The organism is Mycobacterium sp. 5-140-3-2 (assembly GCF_035666375.1).
In the GTDB taxonomy this organism is placed as follows: Bacteria; Actinomycetota; Actinomycetes; order Mycobacteriales; family Mycobacteriaceae; genus Mycobacterium; species Mycobacterium intracellulare.
In genome coordinates, this window is record NZ_CP142025.1 from 15,415 (window position 1) to 35,160 (window position 19,746).

19 protein-coding genes and 1 tRNA gene are annotated in these 19,746 nt (G+C 66.2%); 8 read left to right on the forward strand and 12 right to left on the reverse strand.

The window, feature by feature from the left end; translation table 11 throughout:
• Positions 1–12: 12 nt before the first annotated feature.
• Both P6281_RS00080 and P6281_RS00085 read left to right on the forward strand, forming a co-directional pair.
• Positions 13–756: a DUF881 domain-containing protein gene (locus tag P6281_RS00080; RefSeq protein WP_009955365.1), complete on the forward strand. Its 744-nt coding sequence runs from the start codon at positions 13–15 to the stop codon at positions 754–756.
• 44 nt (positions 757–800) lie between these two features.
• On the forward strand, positions 801–1,487 hold the full coding sequence (locus P6281_RS00085; RefSeq protein ID WP_014940906.1) for an aminodeoxychorismate/anthranilate synthase component II: 687 nt from the start codon (positions 801–803) through the stop codon (positions 1,485–1,487).
• Here the strand turns inward: P6281_RS00085 and pknB are convergent.
• The 7 genes from pknB to P6281_RS00120 form a co-directional block, all read right to left on the reverse strand.
• Positions 1,465–3,345, reverse strand: coding sequence for a Stk1 family PASTA domain-containing Ser/Thr kinase (gene pknB / locus P6281_RS00090; RefSeq protein ID WP_324738561.1), 1,881 nt, complete (start codon positions 3,343–3,345; stop codon positions 1,465–1,467). The genes P6281_RS00085 and pknB overlap by 23 nt on opposite strands.
• On the reverse strand, positions 3,342–4,613 hold the full coding sequence (locus P6281_RS00095; protein WP_041297605.1) for a serine/threonine-protein kinase: 1,272 nt from the start codon (positions 4,611–4,613) through the stop codon (positions 3,342–3,344). The genes pknB and P6281_RS00095 overlap by 4 nt, the downstream gene beginning before the upstream one ends.
• Complete coding sequence (pbpA, locus tag P6281_RS00100; protein WP_009952767.1) at positions 4,610–6,088, reverse strand: D,D-transpeptidase PbpA; 1,479 nt, start codon at positions 6,086–6,088, stop codon at positions 4,610–4,612. The genes P6281_RS00095 and pbpA overlap by 4 nt, the downstream gene beginning before the upstream one ends.
• Positions 6,085–7,494 carry an FtsW/RodA/SpoVE family cell cycle protein gene (locus P6281_RS00105; protein ID WP_008262556.1) on the reverse strand — a complete coding sequence of 470 codons (1,410 nt, stop codon included), beginning with the start codon at positions 7,492–7,494 and terminating at the stop codon, positions 6,085–6,087. Before P6281_RS00105 ends, pbpA begins: the two co-directional genes overlap by 4 nt.
• Positions 7,491–8,996 (reverse strand): PP2C family protein-serine/threonine phosphatase, encoded by a 1,506-nt coding sequence (locus tag P6281_RS00110; protein ID WP_324738562.1) that lies wholly within the window; start codon positions 8,994–8,996, stop codon positions 7,491–7,493. Before P6281_RS00110 ends, P6281_RS00105 begins: the two co-directional genes overlap by 4 nt.
• Before the next feature lie 64 nt (positions 8,997–9,060).
• Positions 9,061–9,528, reverse strand: coding sequence for an FHA domain-containing protein FhaB/FipA (locus P6281_RS00115; RefSeq protein WP_007771646.1), 468 nt, complete (start codon positions 9,526–9,528; stop codon positions 9,061–9,063).
• A gap of 124 nt (positions 9,529–9,652) precedes the next feature.
• Positions 9,653–11,281, reverse strand: a complete 1,629-nt coding sequence (locus P6281_RS00120) for a DUF3662 and FHA domain-containing protein (protein WP_014383571.1) — start codon at positions 11,279–11,281, stop codon at positions 9,653–9,655.
• Positions 11,282–11,532: 251 nt separating this feature from the next.
• Here P6281_RS00120 and P6281_RS00125 point away from each other — a divergent pair.
• Together P6281_RS00125 and P6281_RS00130 are read left to right on the forward strand one after the other, a co-directional pair.
• Positions 11,533–11,615, forward strand: a tRNA-Leu gene (locus P6281_RS00125).
• Between the two features lie 100 nt (positions 11,616–11,715).
• Positions 11,716–12,153 (forward strand): Imm63 family immunity protein, encoded by a 438-nt coding sequence (locus P6281_RS00130; RefSeq protein ID WP_014383572.1) that lies wholly within the window; start codon positions 11,716–11,718, stop codon positions 12,151–12,153.
• Positions 12,154–12,173: 20 nt separating this feature from the next.
• Here the strand turns inward: P6281_RS00130 and P6281_RS00135 are convergent, their stop codons facing one another.
• Together P6281_RS00135 and P6281_RS00140 are read right to left on the reverse strand one after the other, a co-directional pair.
• Positions 12,174–12,530 (reverse strand): nuclear transport factor 2 family protein, encoded by a 357-nt coding sequence (locus tag P6281_RS00135; RefSeq protein ID WP_014383573.1) that lies wholly within the window; start codon positions 12,528–12,530, stop codon positions 12,174–12,176.
• A 66-nt stretch (positions 12,531–12,596) separates the two neighbouring features.
• Entirely contained in the window at positions 12,597–13,037 is a 441-nt protein-coding gene (locus tag P6281_RS00140; RefSeq protein WP_014383574.1) for a DinB family protein, read from the reverse strand.
• 280 nt (positions 13,038–13,317) lie between these two features.
• Here P6281_RS00140 and P6281_RS00145 point away from each other — a divergent pair, with 280 nt between their 5' ends.
• Complete coding sequence (locus P6281_RS00145) at positions 13,318–13,581, forward strand: acyl carrier protein (protein ID WP_050989361.1); 264 nt, start codon at positions 13,318–13,320, stop codon at positions 13,579–13,581.
• The gene (gene mbtM / locus P6281_RS00150; protein ID WP_324738564.1) at positions 13,578–15,137 is read left to right on the forward strand and encodes a long-chain-fatty acid--ACP ligase MbtM; all 1,560 of its coding nucleotides are present in this window, start codon (positions 13,578–13,580) and stop codon (positions 15,135–15,137) included. Before P6281_RS00145 ends, mbtM begins: the two co-directional genes overlap by 4 nt.
• A 12-nt stretch (positions 15,138–15,149) precedes the next feature.
• Here mbtM and P6281_RS00155 read toward each other — a convergent pair whose 3' ends face one another.
• Complete coding sequence (locus P6281_RS00155) at positions 15,150–15,737, reverse strand: GNAT family N-acetyltransferase (RefSeq protein WP_014381558.1); 588 nt, start codon at positions 15,735–15,737, stop codon at positions 15,150–15,152.
• Positions 15,738–16,034: 297 nt separating this feature from the next.
• Between P6281_RS00155 and P6281_RS00160 the strand changes: the two genes are divergently transcribed.
• Together P6281_RS00160 and P6281_RS00165 are read left to right on the forward strand one after the other, a co-directional pair.
• Positions 16,035–17,891: a putative alpha/beta hydrolase gene (locus tag P6281_RS00160; RefSeq protein ID WP_202349554.1), complete on the forward strand. Its 1,857-nt coding sequence runs from the start codon at positions 16,035–16,037 to the stop codon at positions 17,889–17,891.
• Between the two features lie 2 nt (positions 17,892–17,893).
• The gene (locus P6281_RS00165; RefSeq protein WP_080587971.1) at positions 17,894–18,328 is read left to right on the forward strand and encodes a hypothetical protein; all 435 of its coding nucleotides are present in this window, start codon (positions 17,894–17,896) and stop codon (positions 18,326–18,328) included.
• A gap of 68 nt (positions 18,329–18,396) precedes the next feature.
• On the opposite strand, the gene P6281_RS00170 is transcribed toward P6281_RS00165, so the two are convergent.
• A complete protein-coding gene (locus P6281_RS00170) occupies positions 18,397–18,726 on the reverse strand; it encodes a GNAT family N-acetyltransferase (RefSeq protein ID WP_008262573.1) in 330 nt (109 codons plus the stop codon).
• Positions 18,713–19,708 carry a pirin family protein gene (locus P6281_RS00175; RefSeq protein ID WP_202349556.1) on the reverse strand — a complete coding sequence of 332 codons (996 nt, stop codon included), beginning with the start codon at positions 19,706–19,708 and terminating at the stop codon, positions 18,713–18,715. Before P6281_RS00175 ends, P6281_RS00170 begins: the two co-directional genes overlap by 14 nt.
• Between the last annotated feature and the right edge of the window lie 38 nt (positions 19,709–19,746).

Genomic DNA, 19,746 nt, shown 5'->3' on the forward strand with positions numbered 1-19,746 from the left:
AATGGAGACTCGATGATCCAGACGCGCCAGTCGCCATGGCGCTTCGGCGTCCCGGTGGTGTGCGCGCTGGCGGGATTGCTGCTCGCCGCCACGCACGGGGTATCCGGCGGCGCTGAGATCCGGGGCAGCGACGCCCCGCGGCTGGTGGACCTGGTCCGTGAGACCCAGTCGTCGGTGAACCGCCTTAACGCCGAACGCGAGGAACTCGCGAAGAAGATCGACACGGCGCACGGGCGCTCTTCGGACGCCGCGCTGGCCGCGATGCTGCGGCGCTCAGCGCAGCTCGCCGGTCAGGCGGACATGAACCCGGTGCACGGCCCGGGCCTGGTGGTCACCCTCGAGGACGCGCAGCGCGACGCCAACGGCCGGTTCCCGCGCGACGCGTCACCCGACGATCTGGTGGTGCACCAGCAAGACATCCAGGCCGTGCTCAACGCGCTGTGGAGCGCGGGCGCCGAGGCGATCCAGATGCAAGACCAACGGCTCATCGCCACCTCGGTGCCCCGCTGCGTGGGCAATACGCTGCTGCTCAACGGGCGCACCTACAGCCCGCCGTACACGATCACCGCGATCGGCAACTCCGCGGCCATGCAAGCCGCCCTCGCCGCCGCTCCCCTGGTGGTCCTCTACAAGCAGTACGTGGTCCGGTTCGGCCTCGGCTACCGCGAAGAGGTCAAATCGGACGTGCAGGTCGTCGGGCACTTCGAGCCCGACCGGCTGCATTACGCGCAGCCCAACGGCCCGATCGCCTACTGACGCCGCCCGACCGGTGGCGCGCCCTCGGGCGGTAACCTGGCACGATGCGGATCCTGGTTGTCGACAACTACGACAGCTTCGTGTTCAACCTGGTGCAGTACCTCGGGCAGCTGGGTGTGGACGCGGACGTCTGGCGCAATGACGACGACCGGCTCTCCGACGAGACCGCGGCCGCCCGGCAGTTCGACGGCGTGCTGCTCAGTCCGGGGCCGGGCACCCCGGAGCGCGCGGGCGCTTCCATCGGGATGGTTCGCGCCTGTGCCGCCGAGCGGACCCCGCTGCTCGGGGTCTGCCTGGGGCACCAAGCCATCGGCGTGGCCTTCGGCGCCACCGTCGACCGCGCCCCCGAACTGCTGCACGGCAAGACCAGCAGCGTTCACCACACCAATGTCGGTGTGTTGCAAGGCCTTCCGGATCCCTTCACGGCGACCCGCTACCACTCGCTGACCATCCTGCCCGAATCGCTGCCGCCGGTTCTCGAGGTCACCGCCCACACCGACAGCGGCGTGATCATGGGGGTGCGCCACGCCGAACTGCCGATTCACGGCGTGCAGTTCCATCCCGAGTCGATCCTGACCGAGGGCGGCCACCGCATGCTGGCGAACTGGCTGGCCGTGTGCGGGTTGGTGCGCAACGACACGCTGGTGCGCCGGCTCGAGAATGACGTGCACGCCGCGGTGCGGCCGTATTTCCCGGCCGACCCGGCGGCTACTGACCGAACTTCAGCGTGATGATCCCGTCCCGGTTCACCCCGGAGCCGGCCGGCGGGTTCTGATACACCACCCGGTGGGACTGGGAGCCACCGGCGTCGACGTCGGCGCCCTTGTCGAGGATGCCCGTCCAGCCCAGCGCCCGCAGCCGGGGTTCGGCGTCCGTCCAGAACATGCCGGACAGGTCGGGCATGACGAACTGATTGCCCTTGGACACCTGCAGCTCGATGACCGAGTCCACCGGAACCATCTGTCCCTTGGGCGGATTGGTCCCGATCACCTCACCGGCCGGCCGGGGGCTGTCCACCTGCACCTGGGTCACCTTGCTGAACCCGTAGACGGTGAGGTTGCGTTGCGCGATGTCCACGGTCTGGCCCGCTATGTCGGGAACCTGCTTGGTCTCCGGCCCGGAGCCGACGATGACGGTGATGACGTTGGTGATCGCCGACGTCTGGTTGGCCGGCGGGTTGGTCCCGATCACCTTGCCCAGCAGCTCCGGTGTCGACGGCGAATTGGCCTGCTTGAACTTGGTGAATCCCGCGGCTTTGAGCTTGGTGACCGCGTCGGAGTAACTCAACGAGGACACGTCTGGCACCTCGCGTTGCTCCGGGCCGGTGGAGACGTTGACGGTGATCTCGTCGCCGGCGCTGACCGACGCGTTGGCGCCGGGGTCGGTGCCGATGACGTGGTCGGGCGGAACGATCGAATCCGGCTTTTGCAGCGTGCGCGTTTTGAAGCCGCGGTTTTGCAGCGCCGCGATGGCGTCGGCGGACACCTGCCCGCGCACGTCGGGCACCTGAACGTCACGAGCCCCGCCACCGAAGGTGTTGAACGCGATCACCACAACGATCGTCAGGACGGCCAGTGCCGCCACCGCGACGATCCAGCGACCGACCGACCCGACGGTGCGGTCCTCGCCCGCGTCGGCGAGAACCTGGCGGGGCAGCGGATCGGTCCGGGGCGGGCCCCCGCTGCCGGGGCTCGATGACAGCATCGAGCTTCGGTCGGCGTCGGTGAAAACCTTTGGCGCCTCGGGCTTTTCGCCGTTGTGCACCCGGACCAGATCGGCGCGCATCTCCGCCGCGGTCTGATAGCGGTTTTCGGGATTCTTGGCCAGCGCCTTGAGCACAACGGCGTCGAGGTCGGGCGAGATGCCGTCGTGGCGCTGCGACGGCGGCACGGGGTCCTCGCGGACATGTTGGTAGGCAACCGCGACCGGCGAGTCTCCGACGAAAGGTGGTTCGCCCGTGAGGATTTCATAAAGGACGCAGCCCAACGAATACACATCGGAGCGGGCGTCGACGGCGTCGCCGCGGGCCTGCTCGGGCGAGAGGTACTGCGCGGTGCCGATCACCGCGGCGGTCTGGGTGACGCTGTTGCCGCTGTCGGCGATCGCGCGGGCGATACCGAAATCCATCACCTTGACCGCGTTGGTGGTGCTGATCATGATGTTGGCCGGCTTGACGTCGCGGTGGATGATGCCGTTCTGATGACTGAAGTTCAGCGCCTGGCACGCGTCGGCGATGATCTCGATCGCCCGCCGCGGCGGCAGCGGCCCGTCGGTGTGCACGATGTCGCGCAGGGTGACGCCGTCGACGTACTCCATGACGATGTAGGGCAGCGGCCCGGTGGGGGTCTCCGCCTCGCCGGTGTCGTAGACGGCGACGATGGACGGGTGATTCAGCGCGGCGGCGTTTTGCGCCTCCCGCCGAAAGCGTAGGTAGAAGCTGGGATCGCGGGCCAGATCCGCGCGCAGCACCTTGACCGCGACGTCGCGATGCAGGCGGAGGTCGCGGGCCAGGTGAACCTCGGACATCCCCCCGAAACCGAGGATCTCGCCGAGCTCATAACGGTCGGACAGGTGCTGCGGGGTGGTCATTGCGATGTCCCGTGTCCCGCCGGTCCGCCGCGGAATCCCGACATCCCTATCGTGCCGTCATCCGGCCACTCGAGACGCATGCCTGCCGAACCGCTCGGGGTGTTGGTCGGCGCGGGCGCCGATGCCGGCGGGGTGCCGGTGTCGGTGACCGTCGGGGGCTGTTGCTGCTGATCCCCCCGGGAATTGATGACGATGAGCACCGCGATGATGATCGCCAGCGCGCCGAGTACCCCGGCGGCCCAGAGCAGCGCGCGCTGCCCCGACGAGAAGGTGCGCCGGGCCGGGGGCGGGCGGTGCCCGCCGGTGGTGGGGCGGGATCGACGCGGCGCCGCGCTGCGCGGGGACACCGCGGCCGCCCGGGTCGTCGGGCTGGACGGTATCGCCGCCGGCGAGGCCCGGCCCGGGGGCGGTGACTGGCTGGGGCGGGGCGGACGGCGACCGGCGCGCACCGCCGCGACGGCGTCGGCGAACGGTCCCCCGCTGCGGTACCGCATCGCCGGGTTCTTGACCAGCGTGATCTCGATGAGTTCTCGCACGTTGGGCGGCAGCTCCGCGGGCAGCGGCGGCGGTGGTTCCTTGATGTGCTTCATCGCCACGGTCAGGGCGCCGTCACCGGTGAACGGCCGCTTGCCCGAAACGACCTCGTAGCCAACAACTCCCAGCGAGTACACGTCGCTGGACGGGGTGGCGTCGTGCCCGAGCGCCTGTTCGGGCGCGATGTATTGGGCGGTGCCCATGACCATGCCGGTCTGGGTCACCGGTGCGGCGTCGACGGCCTTGGCGATGCCGAAGTCGGTGATCTTCACCTGGCCGGTCGGGGTGATCAGTATGTTGCCCGGCTTGACGTCGCGGTGGACCAGCCCGGCGGCGTGCGCGACCTGCAGCGCGCGGCCGGTCTGCTCGAGCATGTCCAGGGCGTGCCGCAGGGACAGCCGGCCGGTGCGTTTGAGCACCGAGTTCAGCGGCTCGCCGTTGACCAGCTCCATCACCAGGTAGGCGGTGCGGCCCTCCCCGTCCAGCTGGCTCTCGCCGTAATCGTGGACCGCCGCGATCCCGGGGTGATTGAGCATCGCCGTGGTCCGCGCCTCAGCGCGGAAGCGCTCGATGAACTCGGGGTCTTGGGAGAACTCCTGCTTGAGCACCTTGACCGCGACGCGTCGGCCCAGGCGGCTGTCCACGGCCTCCCAGACCTGACCCATGCCGCCGGTGGCGATCAGGCGCTGCAGGCGGTATCTGCCAGACAGCGTCACACCAACTCGCGGGCTCATGGTCCTCCCTGTAGCGCGGCCTGGATCACAGCCCGTCCGATCGGCGCGGCGAGTGCACCCCCCGTCGCGGACAGGCGGTCGGCGCCATTCTCCACCAACACCGCCACGGCGACTTTCGGGGTCTGTGCGGGCGCGAAAGCGATGTACCACGCGTGCGGCGGTGTGTGCCGCGGATCGGTGCCATGTTCTGCGGTACCCGTCTTGGATGCGATCTGCACGCCGGGAATGGCCCCTTTCTGCTGTGCGACCTTCTCGGCGCCGACCATCAGCTCTGTTAGCTTAGCGGCGACCTGCGGCGACACGGCGCGCCGCTGCTCATACGGTGCCGTGGTGCTGATCGTGGTCAGGTCCGGCCCCTTGAGGCTGTCGATCAGATACGGCTGCATCGTCACCCCGCCGTTCGCGATGGTCGCCGCGATCTCGGCGTTCTGCAGCGGCGTCATCGCGACATCCTTCTGCCCGATGCTCGACATGCCCAGGGCGGCCGCGTCCGGGATGATCCCGATGGTCGACTCCGCGACCTGAAGCGGGATCACGCTCGGGGTGCTGTCCAGGCCGAATGAGCGCGCCATGCCACGCAGCGCGTCGGATCCGGTGAGCATGCCGAGTTGGACGAACGCGGTGTTGCAGGACAGGGCGAAGGCCTGCTGCAAGGACACGGTCGGCTCGTTGCCACACGACTGTCCACCGTAGTTCTCCAGCGTCGCGGTGCTGTTCGGCAGCGGAATCGACGGCGCGGCGGTCAGCTGCTCGGTGTCGGAGGCGCCGGCCTGCAGCGCGGCCGCGGTGGTGATCACCTTGAAGGTGGAGCCGGGCGGGTAGGTCTCCGAGATGGCACGGTTGGTCATCGGGTTGTCGGGATCGTCGCGCAGCAACTGCCAGGCCTTGGCCTGCACCTCGGGATCGTGCGACGACAGCAGGTTGGGGTCGTAGGACGGCGACGACACCATCGCCAGGATCTTGCCGGTGGACGGTTCGAGGGCGACCACGGCGCCTTTGCACGGCGGGCCGCCGCAGCCCTGCTGCATCCCGTCCCAGGCGGCCTGCTGGACGCGCGGCTTGATCGTGGTGTCGACGTTGGCCCCGCGCGGGTCGCGGCCGGTGAAGAAGTCGGCCAGCCGGCGCCCGAACAGCCGTTCGTCGGAGCCGTTTAACAGCGGGTCCTCGGCGCGTTCCAGGCCGGTGCTGGAATAGCGCAGCGAGTAGAACCCGGTGACCGGCGCGTACGTCGCGGGGTTGGGGTAGACCCGTAAGAAGCGGAAGCGGTTATCGGTGGCGACGGAGTACGCCAACAGCTGTCCGCCCGCCACGATCTGGCCGCGCTGGCGCGAATACTCATCGAGCAGCACGCGCTGGTTGCGCGGATCGGCGCGCAGCGAGTCGGCGGCGAAGACCTGCGTCATCGTGGCGTTGATCAACAGCAGCACGATCAACGCCATCACGGTCACCGAGATCCGGCGCAGGGAGGCGTTCATACTTTCTCGATCACCTCGGTGCCGGCCGCCGCGATCGGCGGCTCATGGCGCGCGGGGGCGCGCAGGGGACGACGGGCGCTGTGCGAGATGCGCGCCAGGATGGCCAACAGCACGTAGTTCGCCAGCAACGACGAACCGCCATAGGACATCCACGGGGTGGTCAACCCGGTCAGCGGAATGAGTTGGGTTACCCCGCCGACGACGATGAACAACTGCAGGGCCAGCGTCGACGCCAGGCCCGCCGCGAGCAGCTTGCCGAAGCTGTCCCGGGTGGCGATCGCCGTGCGCATGCCCCGCACGATGACGATGGTGTAGAGCATCAAGATGCTCGCCAGGCCCACCAATCCCAGCTCTTCGCCGAACGCCGCGATGATGAAGTCGGTCGACGCGGCGGGCACGGTGTCGGGCTGACCGTTGCCGAGCCCGGTGCCGAAAATCCCGCCGGTGGCGAAGCTGAAGAGCGACTGCACAATCTGATAGCCGCTGCCGTCGGGGTCGGAAAACGGGTCCCACCACATCTGCACCCGGACCCGGACGTGGCTGAAAATGAAATACGCGACAACGCTTCCCGCGACGAACAGGACCAGACCGATCCCCACCCAGCTGAACCGCTGGGTGGCGAGGTAGACCACCACCAGAAACGACGTGTACAGCAATAGCGAAGTGCCAAGGTCTTTTTCGAAGGCCATCACGCCGACCGAGATCACCCAGGCCGCCAGCAGGGGCGCGAGGTCGCGGGGGCGGGGCAGGGTCAAACCCATGAAGTGCTTGCCGACGCTGGTGAACAGGCCGCGTTTGGCGATCAGCACCGCGGAGAAGAAGATCAGGAGCAGGATTTTGGAGAACTCAGCGGGCTGAATTGAGAAGCCGGGCAAGCGAATCCAGATCTTGGCGCCGTTCTGTTCGGACAGCGAGGCCGGCAACAGGGCGGGAATCACCAGCAAGACCAGACCGACGAGTCCGCAGATGTAACCGTAGCGCGCGAGCTGCCGATGGTCTTTCAAGAAGGTGACCACCAGGGCAAAGGTCACCACCCCGACCAGGGTCCACAGCATCTGCTGGGTTGCGCTGGGGTGGTGACGGCCGCTGAGCTGATTGGTGACCAGATCGAGCCGGTGGATCATCACCAGGCCAAGCCCGTTGAGTAGAGCCACGATTGGCAACAGCAGCGGATCGGTATAGGGCGCGAAGCGCCGGATCGCCATGTGCGCCGATCCGAAGACGACGAGAAACACCAGCCCGTAGTTGATCGCGTCCCAGTGCAGATCGCGGGTTTGATTCGCCTCGACGATCAGCAGCGCGGCGACGGTGATCAGCGATGCGAAGCCCAGCAGCAATAGCTCGGCATTGCGCCGGGTAGGCAGAGGAGGTGTGACCGCGACCGGCGGTTGAAGCTGTGTTGTCATGCCACCGTCCGGCAATCGATGCCCGGTTGGGGTGGGGGCCCGGGGAGAGCGGTCACCGTTTGCGAGGTGGTCGTCGGACCTGCCGGTGCTGGGGACGCGGGGCCGTTGGAGGCGCTTGTGCTGGGTGGGGGGCTGGCGCTGGTGGAACTGGTGGTCTGGGGTGATGGCGTTGCGGTGGTGCTGGATTGGGGTGTACCGCCGGTAGACGGGGATCCGGGCGGAGAGGTGGCGCGCGGCGGCGGACAGATCGGCAGCAGGTATTCGGCCAGCAACTGGCGCAGCTGCGATTCCGCTTGGTCCAGGCTGCCGCCCGGCAGTCCGGTTTGGACCTGGACCTGGCCGGGACGGCGCAGATCTTGCAGGGTCATGAGCTGGCAATTGGGATGGCCGGATTGTCCGTAGCTGACCAGGGCCAGTTCGTTGCGCGCGTTGAGGCAGCCGACCAGGTAAGGCCGTTGCAACGGGACGCCCAGCAGCGTCCCCTGGATACCCCGGACGATGGAGACCCTGCCGTTGTATTCGGCGACGTAATAATTGCGCTGGATGACCCACCACCCCACGGTGAGGCCCGCGACGACCAGCAGCACCGCCAGCGCGGCGACGACGACCATCCGTCGGCGGGACCACCGCGGCCGGTGCGGCGTTTCGGGTTGCGGCGCAGCACGTTTGGCCGACTCGTCGCGCGGCCTGATCGCCGAGGCTCGCCCGGCCGAGGTGTTGGGCAGCGTCATTTGATCCTCGTCACCCGAGACCGCGCCGGCCAGAATCGGCTGGGTCTGCCCGTAGTCGTAGTCGACGACGTCGGCGACCACGACGGTGACGTTGTCCGGCCCGCCGCCACGCAGCGCCAACTCGATGAGGCGATAGGCGGCCTCGGCGACGTCGGGAATCTGCAACGCCTCGAGGATGGTCTCGTCGCTGACCGGGTCCGACAGCCCGTCGGAACACAGCAGATAACGGTCGCCGGCGCGCGCTTCCCGCATGGTCAACGTCGGCTCGACCTCGTGGCCGGTGAGCGCCCGCATTATCAGTGATCGCTGCGGGTGGCTGTGCGCCTCTTCCCGGGTGATGCGGCCCTCGTCGACCAGGGTCTGAACGAAGGTGTCGTCCTTGGTGATCTGGCTCAGTTCGCCGTCGCGCAGCAGGTAGCCCCGCGAATCGCCGATGTGTACCAATCCAATTCGGTCGCCCGCGAACAGGATCGCGGTAAGAGTGGTGCCCATCCCCTCGAGTTCGGGCTCCGCCTCTACCTGCGCTGCGATGGCCGCATTGCCGGAGCGCACCGCGTTGTCGAGCTTGGCCAGCAGGTCGCCGCCCGGCTCGTCGTCGTCGAGGTGGGCCAGTGCAGCGATCACCAACTGGGATGCCACCTCGCCGGCCGCATGGCCGCCCATGCCGTCGGCCAGGGCCAGCAGCCGGGCGCCGGCATAGACAGAGTCTTCGTTGTTGGCGCGCACCAGGCCACGGTCACTCCGGGCGGCGTATCGCAGGACCAGGGTCACGGGCGCCACTCCTCGATCCCGGCCGGAAAATCTGCCGAGCCGGCATCATTGTCATTGGCGCGGGTCACGGGCGTAACTCGATCGCCGTTTTGCCGATTCGAATCGGCGTTCCTATCGGGACTCGTACCGCTGTCGTCACTTTCGCCCTGTCAAGGTAAGTACCGTTGGTCGATCCTAGATCCTCGACGTACCACTCCGAGCCGCGCTGAGACAGCCGGGCGTGCCGGGTTGAGGCGTAGTCGTCGGTGAGCACCAGGGTGGAGTCGTCGGCCCGTCCGATCAGCACCGGCTGGCCGCTCAGCGTGATGCGCCCCCCCGCCAGCGCGCCTTCGGTCACCACCAGATAGCGGGCCGCGTGCCGGCGCTGCCGCGACGGAAGCAGCGTGCTGCGCAGCGCCAGACCGCGACGCACCATGACGGCACCGGTCGGGGCGTAGATATCGGTCCGCAGGATTCGCAGCACGGACCAGATGAATACCCAGAGCAACATCAAAAATCCGGCGCGCGTCAGCTGCAGTACCAATCCCTGCATCTGGCGTCCTTTCCGTCCTAGCGTCGTGTTCCCGGCGCCCGTGACTCCGCGCACATCGGCTACGTCACGATACTTGGACGGTGGTCGACACGGGGCGAAGCACGGCAGCGTTGAGCCCAGCGACTTAGTGGATCCGGACGATGATTTCCGAATGGCCCAAACGGATGACGTCGCCGTCGGCCAATTGCCACTCCTGGACCGGCGCGTTGTTCACGGTGGTGCCGTTGGTGGAGTTCAGGTCCGACAGCAGGGCGACCTGCCCGTCCCAGCGGATCTCCAGGTGGCGCCGTGACACGCCCGTATCGGGCAGTCGGAACTGGGCGTCTTGCCCGCGGCCGATGATGTTGGAGCCATCGCGCAACTGATAGGTGCGGCCGCTGCCGTCATCGAGCTGAAGGGTGATCGTGGTGCCCGTCGCGCCGTAGCCGCCCTGCCCGTATCCGCCGTAGCCGCCCGCCTGTTGACCGTAGTCGGCGGGTTGGCCGTAGTCGGCGGGCTGGCCGTACTCCGCCTGCTGGCCGTAGTCGGGCTGCTGACCGTAGTCGTACTCGGGGCTGGCGGCCTCGGGGTATCCCCCGCCCTGGCCGCCGTACGTCGTGCCCTGCGCGTGCTCGGCGTACTGGGTGTATTCGGGCGAGCCGTAATCCTGGCGGCCGTATCCCCCGCCCTGTTGGTAACCCTGGTCGTACCCACCACCCTGCTCGGGGTAGGCGGGGCGTTGTTCCGGCGGGGCGTAGCCGCCCTCGTCCTGGCGGGCCGGTCCGCGACCGTAGTCGGCGTAGCCGCCGCCGTAGCCCTGCGGGCCACCGCCCGGCTGGCCGGCGGGAGGGCCGTAACCGCCCTGGCGGTATCCCTGCTCGTAGCCTTGCCCACCGCCATAACCGCCCGGCGCGGGCGGCCGCTGTTCATACGACTGCGGGTAGCCGCCCTGCCCCTGGTCGGGGTAGCCGCGCTGGTCCTGGTAGCCCGGCTGCGGCGGGTAGCCGCCTTGCCCCTGGTCGGGGTAGCCAGCCTGGCCCTGGTAACCGCCCTGGTCTTGGTAGCCCTGTTGCGGCGGGTAGCCGCCTTGCTCCGGGTAGCCGCCCTGCTCGGGCTGGCGCGGCGGGTAGCCCTGCTGAGGTGGGTAGCCGCCCTGCTCAGGCGGATATCCCCCGCGGGGGTCGGGTGCACCCTGCGGGTCCGGGCCACCGCGCGCGTCGTCCTGGGGACGCCGGTAGCGGTCGTCGTAATACTCGTCGCCGGGCCGCCCCGGCCCCTGATCCCCGCGGTAGCTCGAATTGTCAGTCATTGGTGCTACTCCTCGTTCATCGCCGAACGCGTTATTTGATTGTGGCCGGACGGCGTCTTTGTCCGTCGGGCGGGGCTGGACATCGGGGTTGACAGCACCACGGGCGCGGTACTGGCCGGTACGCAGGTTCGACGACTGCTCGAACCGGACGACCACCTCACCATACGTTTGCCACCCCTGTTCGTGGATGTAGTCAGCCAAGTACCTCGCGAATGAGCTCGACGTGAGATCGGGATCGGTGCTCACCTTTCCGAAGTCGTGCATACCGAGGGTAATGATGTATTCGTTGGGGGCCAAAAGGCGATTTCCGTGAAGCTTCTGAACTCCGTCGCGGGCCTCGCGGCACAACAGGGCTTCTACCTCTTGCGGGACGATCGATCCGCCGAACACCCGGGCGAAGGCGTTGTCCACCGACGCCTCGAGTTTGCGCTCGATCCGCGCGGCCAGCCCCCGTTGGCTACTCATGTCCTACCGTTCGCCTGCACTTGCAGAAGGTATTGCCGGTGCGCGGCAAACGAATCGCCCGCGTGCTGGTTCACTCCCGCATGGTATCGGCACATCGCAACGGCGCGGCACTGTCGAAACAGTGAGAACTGGGTCCCCGCAGCTCAGGGGTGCGCCTGCGGCGAGGGCAGGGCGCCGAATGGGATCCAGGCCCGCTGCGGCGGTTCGGGAATCGGGCCATTACAGTGGTATGGTCCACCGGTTGTTTTTCCGGGCGAGTGGCGGAATGGCAGACGCGCTGGCTTCAGGTGCCAGTGTCCTTCGGGACGTGGGGGTTCAAGTCCCCCTTCGCCCACATTGAGCGGTACTACGCAAAGTCACGACCTCGCAAGGGGTCGTGACTTTCGTGTTTGGGCGACCGGCCACGGCAGCCGAAAAAACGTAAGGTCTGGCGCATGGTCGACGACAAGACGGCCCACTTGCAGTCCGAAGTCAATCGCATCGCCGCGCTGCTGAACGCCCGGCCGATCCAGGCCGGAGTCGTGCTGAAGGATGATGACCGCAACGTCTATATCGATGACGACGGGCGATACCACTACGACTATTGGGAGCGCGGCAGGCAGAGGGTCGATCACGTCGGCGACATCGACGAGGCCCTCTACTGGTTCGCTTGCGATATAGCTTTCGACATCGGCGGTTCGTACGCCGCCAGACATCGTCCACGGGATCAGGACCCGCGCATCCTGATGTGGGCCAAACAATATGAGGTTCTGAACCGAGTGAATCCGGATTGGGCCGCACGCTGCGTACGCGAAACGGCGGAACTATTACGGCGTTGGGGCAAGCACGACGACGTCGCGTTGTTACCGAACATCCCCGGTCGCGACGGGTAATCCGCGGCGGTAAGTGTCCGCTATTCGCCCACCCGGTATGTCCCGTGGCCCTCGACGATCACCTCGCCGTCGAAGATCAAGACCTCGTTGACGAGGTCGCCGCTCTGGTTGCGGTAGGCGATGACGATCGTGTTGACGCCTTGGTAGACGCCTTCGACGGTGAACCGGAGATCCGGAACGCGTTCGAGGGCGGCGATCCAGTACCGACGTAGCGCCGCCTTGCCGCGGACCACTCCCTGCGTTTCCGGCAAGAGCTTGGCGGCCACGGGCGATGTGAACACCACGTCGTCATGGAAGTCGTCGAGGACGGCGTCGACGTCGTGGGCGTTCCAGCGTCGTGCCCATCGTTTCGAGAAGGCGTCCGCGTCGACGTTCATGGCCGGCACTGTAGCGCAGGTGAATTGGGCCGGCCGAGCGGCTTTGATGCGCCTCGTGTGTGGCGGTCACAGTTGGCGGCGGATGTCGAGAAGATGGTGCTGGAGTTCGTGCACGGTATGTACCGCGACCCAGCGCAGCGACCGCTCGTGGGTTTCCGGATAGTGGTAAATCACCGTTCGGTCCCAGTCATCGTCGGATAGCCGAGCGAGGACATTGCTGAATAGTGCTGCCGCGTCGGCAAGTTGACGCGCGACCTCGGCCGGATCCTGTTCGCTGTACCCGTCGTGTTCGGCGCGCTCGTCGCGCCCCATGGACGCACAATCGTGGCCGTTCGTGCGCCGTGCTGCGAGCACCCGCTCGCGTTGCACCAGCAGCACGTCTCGCAGATGGCATGCGTACTCCAGCGGTGACCACACGTCGGGACGCGAGCGGGACCGCACGTCAATCTTGTTGTTAGACAGAAGTACAACGGCTTCGGCCGCCAACGCCCGGATGTCGTGGCGCACTGAGGCGGCTCGGCGCAGGTCATAGGCGAAACCGCACCCCGCGCAAGGTTCTGTCACAGCACCATCATTTCAGCGGGCTCAACACGAAGCCGGTCGGCCATTCGCCACCGATCGCGCGGCGTTCAAAGTCGTTGTGCCTGTGGGACAATCGTCGGCGCGGGCAAGCGCAGCTGGCCGACGTCAATGGGCGGCCCATTGCTGTCGGCCTCGACGGTGAGACAACCCACACCCTACCCATGAGGGTAGCCTTACCTAAATCAGCACGGTATGGTCGCGGCTCATGACCTCCTCCAATCCCCCTGTGCCCAGCACCGTCGACGATCAGTTGGTCAGCGTCCTTCGGGATGACCTGGACCTCAAATTCGAATCCGTCACTGCCGCAACGCGTCTGATAGACGACCTGGGAATGGACTCCGTCGCCTTTGCCGCCGGCCTGGTTGCCATCGAAGAACGGTTCGGCACGCAATTGAGCGAGGAAGACCTGTTGACCTGCACGACCGTCGGTGACTTGCAGGCCGCGATCGGAGTCGGGGTCGACGCATGAACGTTCTCGCGGCCGCCATGCGCGATGCGATGACGCGATCGCCGCATGACTTGGTGGTCCTGGACAAAGACACCGACAAATGGACCGCCTGCCCCTGGCCCGAGGTCCACGGGATGGCCGAAAGCATCGCAACGCATCTGCTCCAGCAGGACGACCTCGGTGCCGTGGGAATTGTCGGTGAACCGACCGTCGAGCTGGTCGCCGCCATACAGGGCGCGTGGCTGGCGGGTGCCGCCGTATCGATTCTGCCCCGTCCCAGGCGCGGTGCCGACCCGGCCGAGTGGGCGCACAGCACCCTGAGTCGGTTCAGCGGAATCGGAGTCAGCACGGTATTCAGTCACGGTGCGACCCTGCGCACGCTCGGCGATGCGGAGACGACGCTGTCTGTCTCCAGCCTTGCCGAGGCCGCTCGCACCCCGGCGTCGAATGACCTTCAAAGTCACTCCGATTCGAACGCCGCGATCCTCCAGGGTACTGCCGGCTCGACCGGTGATCCGCGCACTGCCGTCTTGTCGCCGGAGGCCGTGCTGAACAATATGCGCGGCCTCATCGAGCGGCTACAACTCGACGGCTCCGACCGGGCGTGTTCGTGGCTGCCGATCTACCACGACATGGGCTTGGCCTTCCTGTTGACCGCCGTCCTGAGCGGGATGCCGCTTTGGCAGGCGCCGACGGGCGCGTTCTCTGCGGCACCGCTTCGCTGGGCGGATTGGCTTTCGGCCAGCGCGGCAACCTTCACCGCCGGACCCAATTTCGGGTACTCCATGCTCGGTCGCTACTCCGGCCGCGTTTCGGACGTGGACCTGGGGGCGCTGCGGATTGCCATCAATGGCGGCGAACCCGTTGATTGCGAGGGGTTTCAGCGATTCGCCGACGCGATGGCTCCGTTCGGATTGCGGGCGTCGGCGGCGACGCCGGCGTATGGGATGGCCGAGTCAACCTGCGCCGTGACGATGCCCGCCTGTGGGCAGGGGTTGCGCATCGATGAGCGGACGGAATCGGATGTGCGGCAACGCTATGCGCTGTTGGGGCGCCCCATCCCCGGTATGGAGTTACGCATTAGCCCGACGCATCGATCAGCGGATGATGGTGTTGGGGAGGTCGAGATCCGCGGCTCATCGATGATGACGAAATACTTCGGCGACCCCGCCACAGGGTCCGATCGCGGTGCGGAGTGGTTCCGCACCGGAGACATCGGTTATCTGGTCGACGGTGAGCTGGTTATCTGCGGTCGGTCCAAAGAGGTCATCACGATCGCCGGCCGCAACATCTTTCCCACCGAAATCGAGCAGGTGGCCGCGCAGGTGGATGGAGTGCGACACGGTGGCGTGGTTGCGGTCGGTTCGAAATCCGGTGCCGCCCAGTCGCGGTTGCTCATCGCCGCCGAATTCGTGGGTGCGGATCACGACGTGACCCGCAGCGCTGTCATCAAGCGGGTCATCTCGGTGTGCGGGGCGACTCCGGCCGATGTCGTCTTGATGCCACCAGGCTCATTACCGCGTACGTCGTCGGGCAAGCTCAGACGGCTGGAGGTCCGCAGCCAACTACAGGCCTGAGCGCGAACGCTGTTACGGCGCTGGCCGATTCAGGGCGTAGAGCGCCATCCTGCGGTTCGGCATGTCGTGTTCGCCGAGGAATTCACAGCGCAGGAACTCGCAGAGCCGCCGCACCGTCGTATTGCGGTGGTCGGGGTCGAACATAATCCGTTGGCACGCCGGGTCGGCGGCCAGGATGCTGGCGATCACCTTCCGGAGGATCAGCGGGCCTAGCCCGCGGTTCACGAGCTTCTCGTCTGCGATCGCCCCGTGCAGGCCAAGGTCGTGTGGCCGGCTGTCGTAGCAGTGGGCGATGGAATCCTTGGCAGCACGGTAGATCTCCATGTACGCGCGGTCGACACCATTGATGCTGAGGATCAGCGGTCGCGAGTAGGCGCCATCGACTTGCGCGCGCAAGTGGTTACGCCAACGCGCGACCGGCCAGTCGTACTCCCACGTCGTGACCAAGTGGGGCCGGTTCATCCACTCGGCAACCAATTCCGCGTCCGCTCCGTCAGGATCGGCGACACGAATTCGGCTCGGCGGCAGCAGTTCAGGTACGGGAGGCGCCGGCACCTGCCGGACGCTGTCGGTGATGTCGGTGAGCTCACGAGCGAGCACAGCCCCGGGGGCGCCTGTCACGAGAGCGCCCCCGTCCCGCAGGCCATTCTCACCGCGGTACGCGTAACACCGATATGCACTGAGCCGCTCCTTCTAACGGTTGCGAGGTCAGGTTAATCGTTTCATGTGTAACTCAGGGGTTCCAGCGGTAACTGACTAGCTAAGCGTTTCGATCGGTCGTGAATTGACGAGCACGTTTGCGCCAGTAGCCTTATGAGCTAGCTCAGGGAGGGTTGGAATGCGCGCAATGCAATCACTAGGACCGGAGTTTATTGCTGCGCGGCGACCAGCGGTGCTGTGGGACTTCCGTATATAGATGAGCAGGCGCTGATCGCCGAGGCCGGTGGTGACCCCTGGGCGATCAACGCCAGCCTGCAGGCGGGTAGCCCGCTGGAGATTTCCAATCTGGCCGGAGCCTTTCACCGCGCGGGCCGATGCACGGCGGAGGCCGAGAACGCGTTCCAGCAAGCACGCGCACGCTTCGAGGCCGCTTGGAACCACCACGACGGCGGCGGTCATCCCATCAACGACTCCGACGAAGTTCAGCGCGTCACGAAATCCTTAGGGGCGCAGTCGTTACAGCTGCCCAAGATCGCTGCGGACCTGGAAAACATCGCCGCGTCGCTGGCCGATGCGCAAAAGGCCGGGGCCGCGCGCATCGCCACCTTAGAAGCCCAGTTGAAGAACATCTCGGACATGGTCAGCCAGGCCGTCTCCATCTTGCAAAACGACAAAAGCCTCAGCGCAGGGGAAAAGGACGCGCTGCATGCCCTCATCAACACTTGTGAGGACGACGCGCTGCGTGACACCAAAGCTGCGCTCGCAGCCCTGCAATCGATCCGCAACGGATACGCCGATGGCCTTCAGAAATCGCTCGATAACCTTCACGCCGAAGGGTACGACGGCGCCCCGCTGCATGGTGCCGACGCTGACGGCGTGGCCCCACCGTCTCCCGCCCAGCAGGCCGCGTTGGCTGACATTCGCCAAGCCACCAACCAGGCCGTCGTCGACCAAATGGCCAAGGTGCGCGCCGCGCAGGAGGCGCTCAGTAAAGCCGCGGCCGACCTGTATACGCATGGCCCGGGTTCGCCGGAAGGCGAGGCGGCCAGCGCCAAACTGCCCAAGCTCAAGGCGGACCTCGCGCGTGCCCTCGACGACCTGGGCAAGATCCCCGACTACAACAGCATTGACCCGGCGTCCGTAAGTGTTTCCCCCGACGGGCATTTCACGTTCACCTACAAGGTCAACGGGCAGCCGGTGCAGGCTTACGGCCAGCTCAAGAACGGCACGGGCGAGTTCTTCGACCAAGCCACCGGCACGTATTACACCTTCAACGGCGGCAAATTGACCGGCATGCGCACACCGGATCCCGGGAAAGTGGAAGCGACTGCCGAGCCCCTTTTTACGGCCGTCACCCTGGCGGCCGGGGCGCCAGCGCTCAAGGCGGGCGGCGAGGCGGCCTTTCAGGGCCTGAAGATGCTTTTCAGCCGCGAGATGTTGGAGGGTGTGACGGCCGACAACGTGTTCCCCCGCGCACTCGCCGGAGCCGAGGAACGCGTCCAAGCCGCAGAACAGAACCTGGCTTCCCATACACCGCTACCCGGGGAGCCGGTCCCGGGCACTCACCCTCTCGAGCCGCCCCCGGTGGAGCACGCGCCGCCCGCCCCGCACGGCGACGTACCCGTCGAACATGCGCCGGCCGGGCCTCACGCAGGAGCCTTACCTGATAGCCCGGCGCCGGTTGTCATAGATCCAGCCCATCCGGAATTCCACTTGGACAACCCGCTCAACTACATGCCTCCCGAGTTGCGAGCGATGGCTGAAGCGCATCTGACCGGAAGTGGTGAAACCGTTCTCGGACCATTTAAGAACCCATTAGGGGGCCCGTCGTACATCGAGCTCGCTCAGGAGCGAGGCGCAAGCTACTTCGATATCGGAGACGCATGGAACTCGGCCACGCCAATTCAGCGACTCGCGGCTAATCAGCATGTACTCGACATTGCAATCGCAAATCGGGACACTATTAAGCTGTCGACTCCCATCGATAGTGTTATCGATAATACGTATACTGCCGCCGAACTCAGATATCTGATGGCACACGGATACCAAGTAACGGATGGCTACACCCTAGTCCCGCCCAAGATTGGAGGTTAGCGATGAAAACGCTTCTGGAATTTATCGTTCAATATGTGGGCATTCTTTACCTAAACCCAAAGTACAGAATTACGGATTCATCCAACCGAGGGCTCGCCGATATTGATGCATCGATCTCGTTCACCGGCGCTCAGATCAGGTGGGACGTGGTCAATGATCGCGGACTTATTAATTTCGCCGCAGTTCCGGTCCATCAGACGGCCTCCGACGAGTGGTTTGCCCTACCGTTGATTCGCCAATACTTAGAAGGTGGTGATGACCCGGGAGCAAGCGGCGCGATAGATCAAGCCAATTGGCTGTCGATGAACCTGAAGCGTGTCGAGGAGCTATTCGCGGATCGGTCGGCAACCGCACGCATTTGCGAGGAACTCGTTACATTACGCCGGTCCAATTCGTCTAAAAAATGGGGTTGGCCGAAACCGGACGAAATCAGCTAAGCGTAAATGCGGTAACGTCGTATCGACGTAAATGTTCTGTCGTAGCCGGACTTCGCCGTTGTGGACCCCTAAGACCGCACCCACTGCGTTATTTCCGGAGTGACCGGGTCGGTGATGTCATCGAACTCGGGATGCTTCTTGAGCACGGTGCCGATCATCGAGCACACCGGAACAATGCGCTTGCCCTCATCGCGTGCCTCGTTGAGCGCCTCCTCGACGAGGATCGTCGCCAGGCCACGTCCGCCGTAAGCCGGATCAATTTCGGTGTGGTAGAAGACGCGTTGCTCGCCGCGATCGGCGAAATCGGCGAGCCCCACCGTCTTGCCCTCGACGGCGATCGTGTACTTCCCGTCCTCAAGGGTGACCGTGGTTTCCGCGCCGGTCTTATCGGTTGTCATTTGTGCTTTCCTTTCGTCGGGGTATCGGTCGAGGCCGCAGCCGAGCGGTCGGCAGCGGCGGGGCGGGCAGTCGGGCGAGCGCTCCCCGGTATCCGTGGACGGCGCCGAACCGGTCGTCACCGTCCTCCCACAGTCGGCGGTAGTTGACGATGTCCTCGTGGCTTCGTCCGACGAAGTTCCACCACATCACCAACTCTTCGGTGAACGGCGTGCCGCCGAGCAACAACATCCGCGCGGGCCGCTCCCCCACGTTGCGCACGTGCAGCTGCGTTTGGCCGGGACTTAGGTAAGCCAGGTCGGCGGTCGCCAGGGACGTCTCGTCGACCTGGACGGTGCCCGAATCGCAGAGCACTCCGTGCTCGAAGGTGGGATCCACGTCGATATCGAAACCTGCGTCGGCGTCGAGGTCGAGTTGGGCGCCCAGCAACGGACTGAAGGTCTTTGTGGGCGAACGACTCCCGGCCAGCTCGCCGAGGAACACGCGGGCCTGGGCGCCCGGTAGCGAGACCACGGGGGGTGCGTAGTGGGCAAAGTCTCGCGCCGTGTCGCGGGCGGCAGCGGGAAGCGCCACCCAGAGCTGGACGCCGTGCAGGACCGGCCCTGCGTCAACCGACACCTCGGAGTGGCAAATGCCGGCACCGGCGGTCATCAGATTCAGCTCGCCGGGCCGAACGACCGCACGAACGCCGGCGCTGTCACGGTGCTCCACTTCCCCACTGAACAACCAACTCACGGTTTGTAGTCCCGTATGCGGGTGCGGCGGCACATCCATCCTCGCCGCGACGGGGCCGTAGTGGTCGATGAAACACCACGCACCGATCAGCGAACGCCCGCGTTGCGGCAACGTGCGTTGCACCCGGATCGCCCTGGGGCCGCCCAAGGGAACCTCCCGCGGATGCAGCACCTCCACCCTGGGCGAGGTGTCCCGGCGTTGCGAAGCGGCGCAGGCGACTTCGGCCGGCGCGGCTTCCAGGTTGCTCATCGCCCATCCTCCGTCGCAGGCTCGCCAACGGCGCCGTC

Excerpts from the sequence above, each read along its gene's own strand:
- P6281_RS00080 (WP_009955365.1), top strand. The coding sequence starts at position 13 with ATGATCCAGACGCGCCAGTCGCCATGGCGCTTCGGCGTCCCGGTGGTG.
- P6281_RS00085 (WP_014940906.1), top strand. The coding sequence starts at position 801 with ATGCGGATCCTGGTTGTCGACAACTACGACAGCTTCGTGTTCAACCTG.
- pknB (WP_324738561.1), bottom strand. The coding sequence starts at position 3,345 with ATGACCACCCCGCAGCACCTGTCCGACCGTTATGAGCTCGGCGAGATC.
- P6281_RS00095 (WP_041297605.1), bottom strand. The coding sequence starts at position 4,613 with ATGAGCCCGCGAGTTGGTGTGACGCTGTCTGGCAGATACCGCCTGCAG.
- pbpA (WP_009952767.1), bottom strand. The coding sequence starts at position 6,088 with ATGAACGCCTCCCTGCGCCGGATCTCGGTGACCGTGATGGCGTTGATC.
- P6281_RS00105 (WP_008262556.1), bottom strand. The coding sequence starts at position 7,494 with ATGACAACACAGCTTCAACCGCCGGTCGCGGTCACACCTCCTCTGCCT.
- P6281_RS00115 (WP_007771646.1), bottom strand. The coding sequence starts at position 9,528 with ATGCAGGGATTGGTACTGCAGCTGACGCGCGCCGGATTTTTGATGTTG.
- P6281_RS00120 (WP_014383571.1), bottom strand. The coding sequence starts at position 11,281 with ATGAGTAGCCAACGGGGGCTGGCCGCGCGGATCGAGCGCAAACTCGAG.
- P6281_RS00130 (WP_014383572.1), top strand. The coding sequence starts at position 11,716 with ATGGTCGACGACAAGACGGCCCACTTGCAGTCCGAAGTCAATCGCATC.
- P6281_RS00135 (WP_014383573.1), bottom strand. The coding sequence starts at position 12,530 with ATGAACGTCGACGCGGACGCCTTCTCGAAACGATGGGCACGACGCTGG.
- P6281_RS00145 (WP_050989361.1), top strand. The coding sequence starts at position 13,318 with ATGACCTCCTCCAATCCCCCTGTGCCCAGCACCGTCGACGATCAGTTG.
- mbtM (WP_324738564.1), top strand. The coding sequence starts at position 13,578 with ATGAACGTTCTCGCGGCCGCCATGCGCGATGCGATGACGCGATCGCCG.
- P6281_RS00165 (WP_080587971.1), top strand. The coding sequence starts at position 17,894 with ATGAAAACGCTTCTGGAATTTATCGTTCAATATGTGGGCATTCTTTAC.
- P6281_RS00170 (WP_008262573.1), bottom strand. The coding sequence starts at position 18,726 with ATGACAACCGATAAGACCGGCGCGGAAACCACGGTCACCCTTGAGGAC.
- P6281_RS00175 (WP_202349556.1), bottom strand. The coding sequence starts at position 19,708 with ATGAGCAACCTGGAAGCCGCGCCGGCCGAAGTCGCCTGCGCCGCTTCG.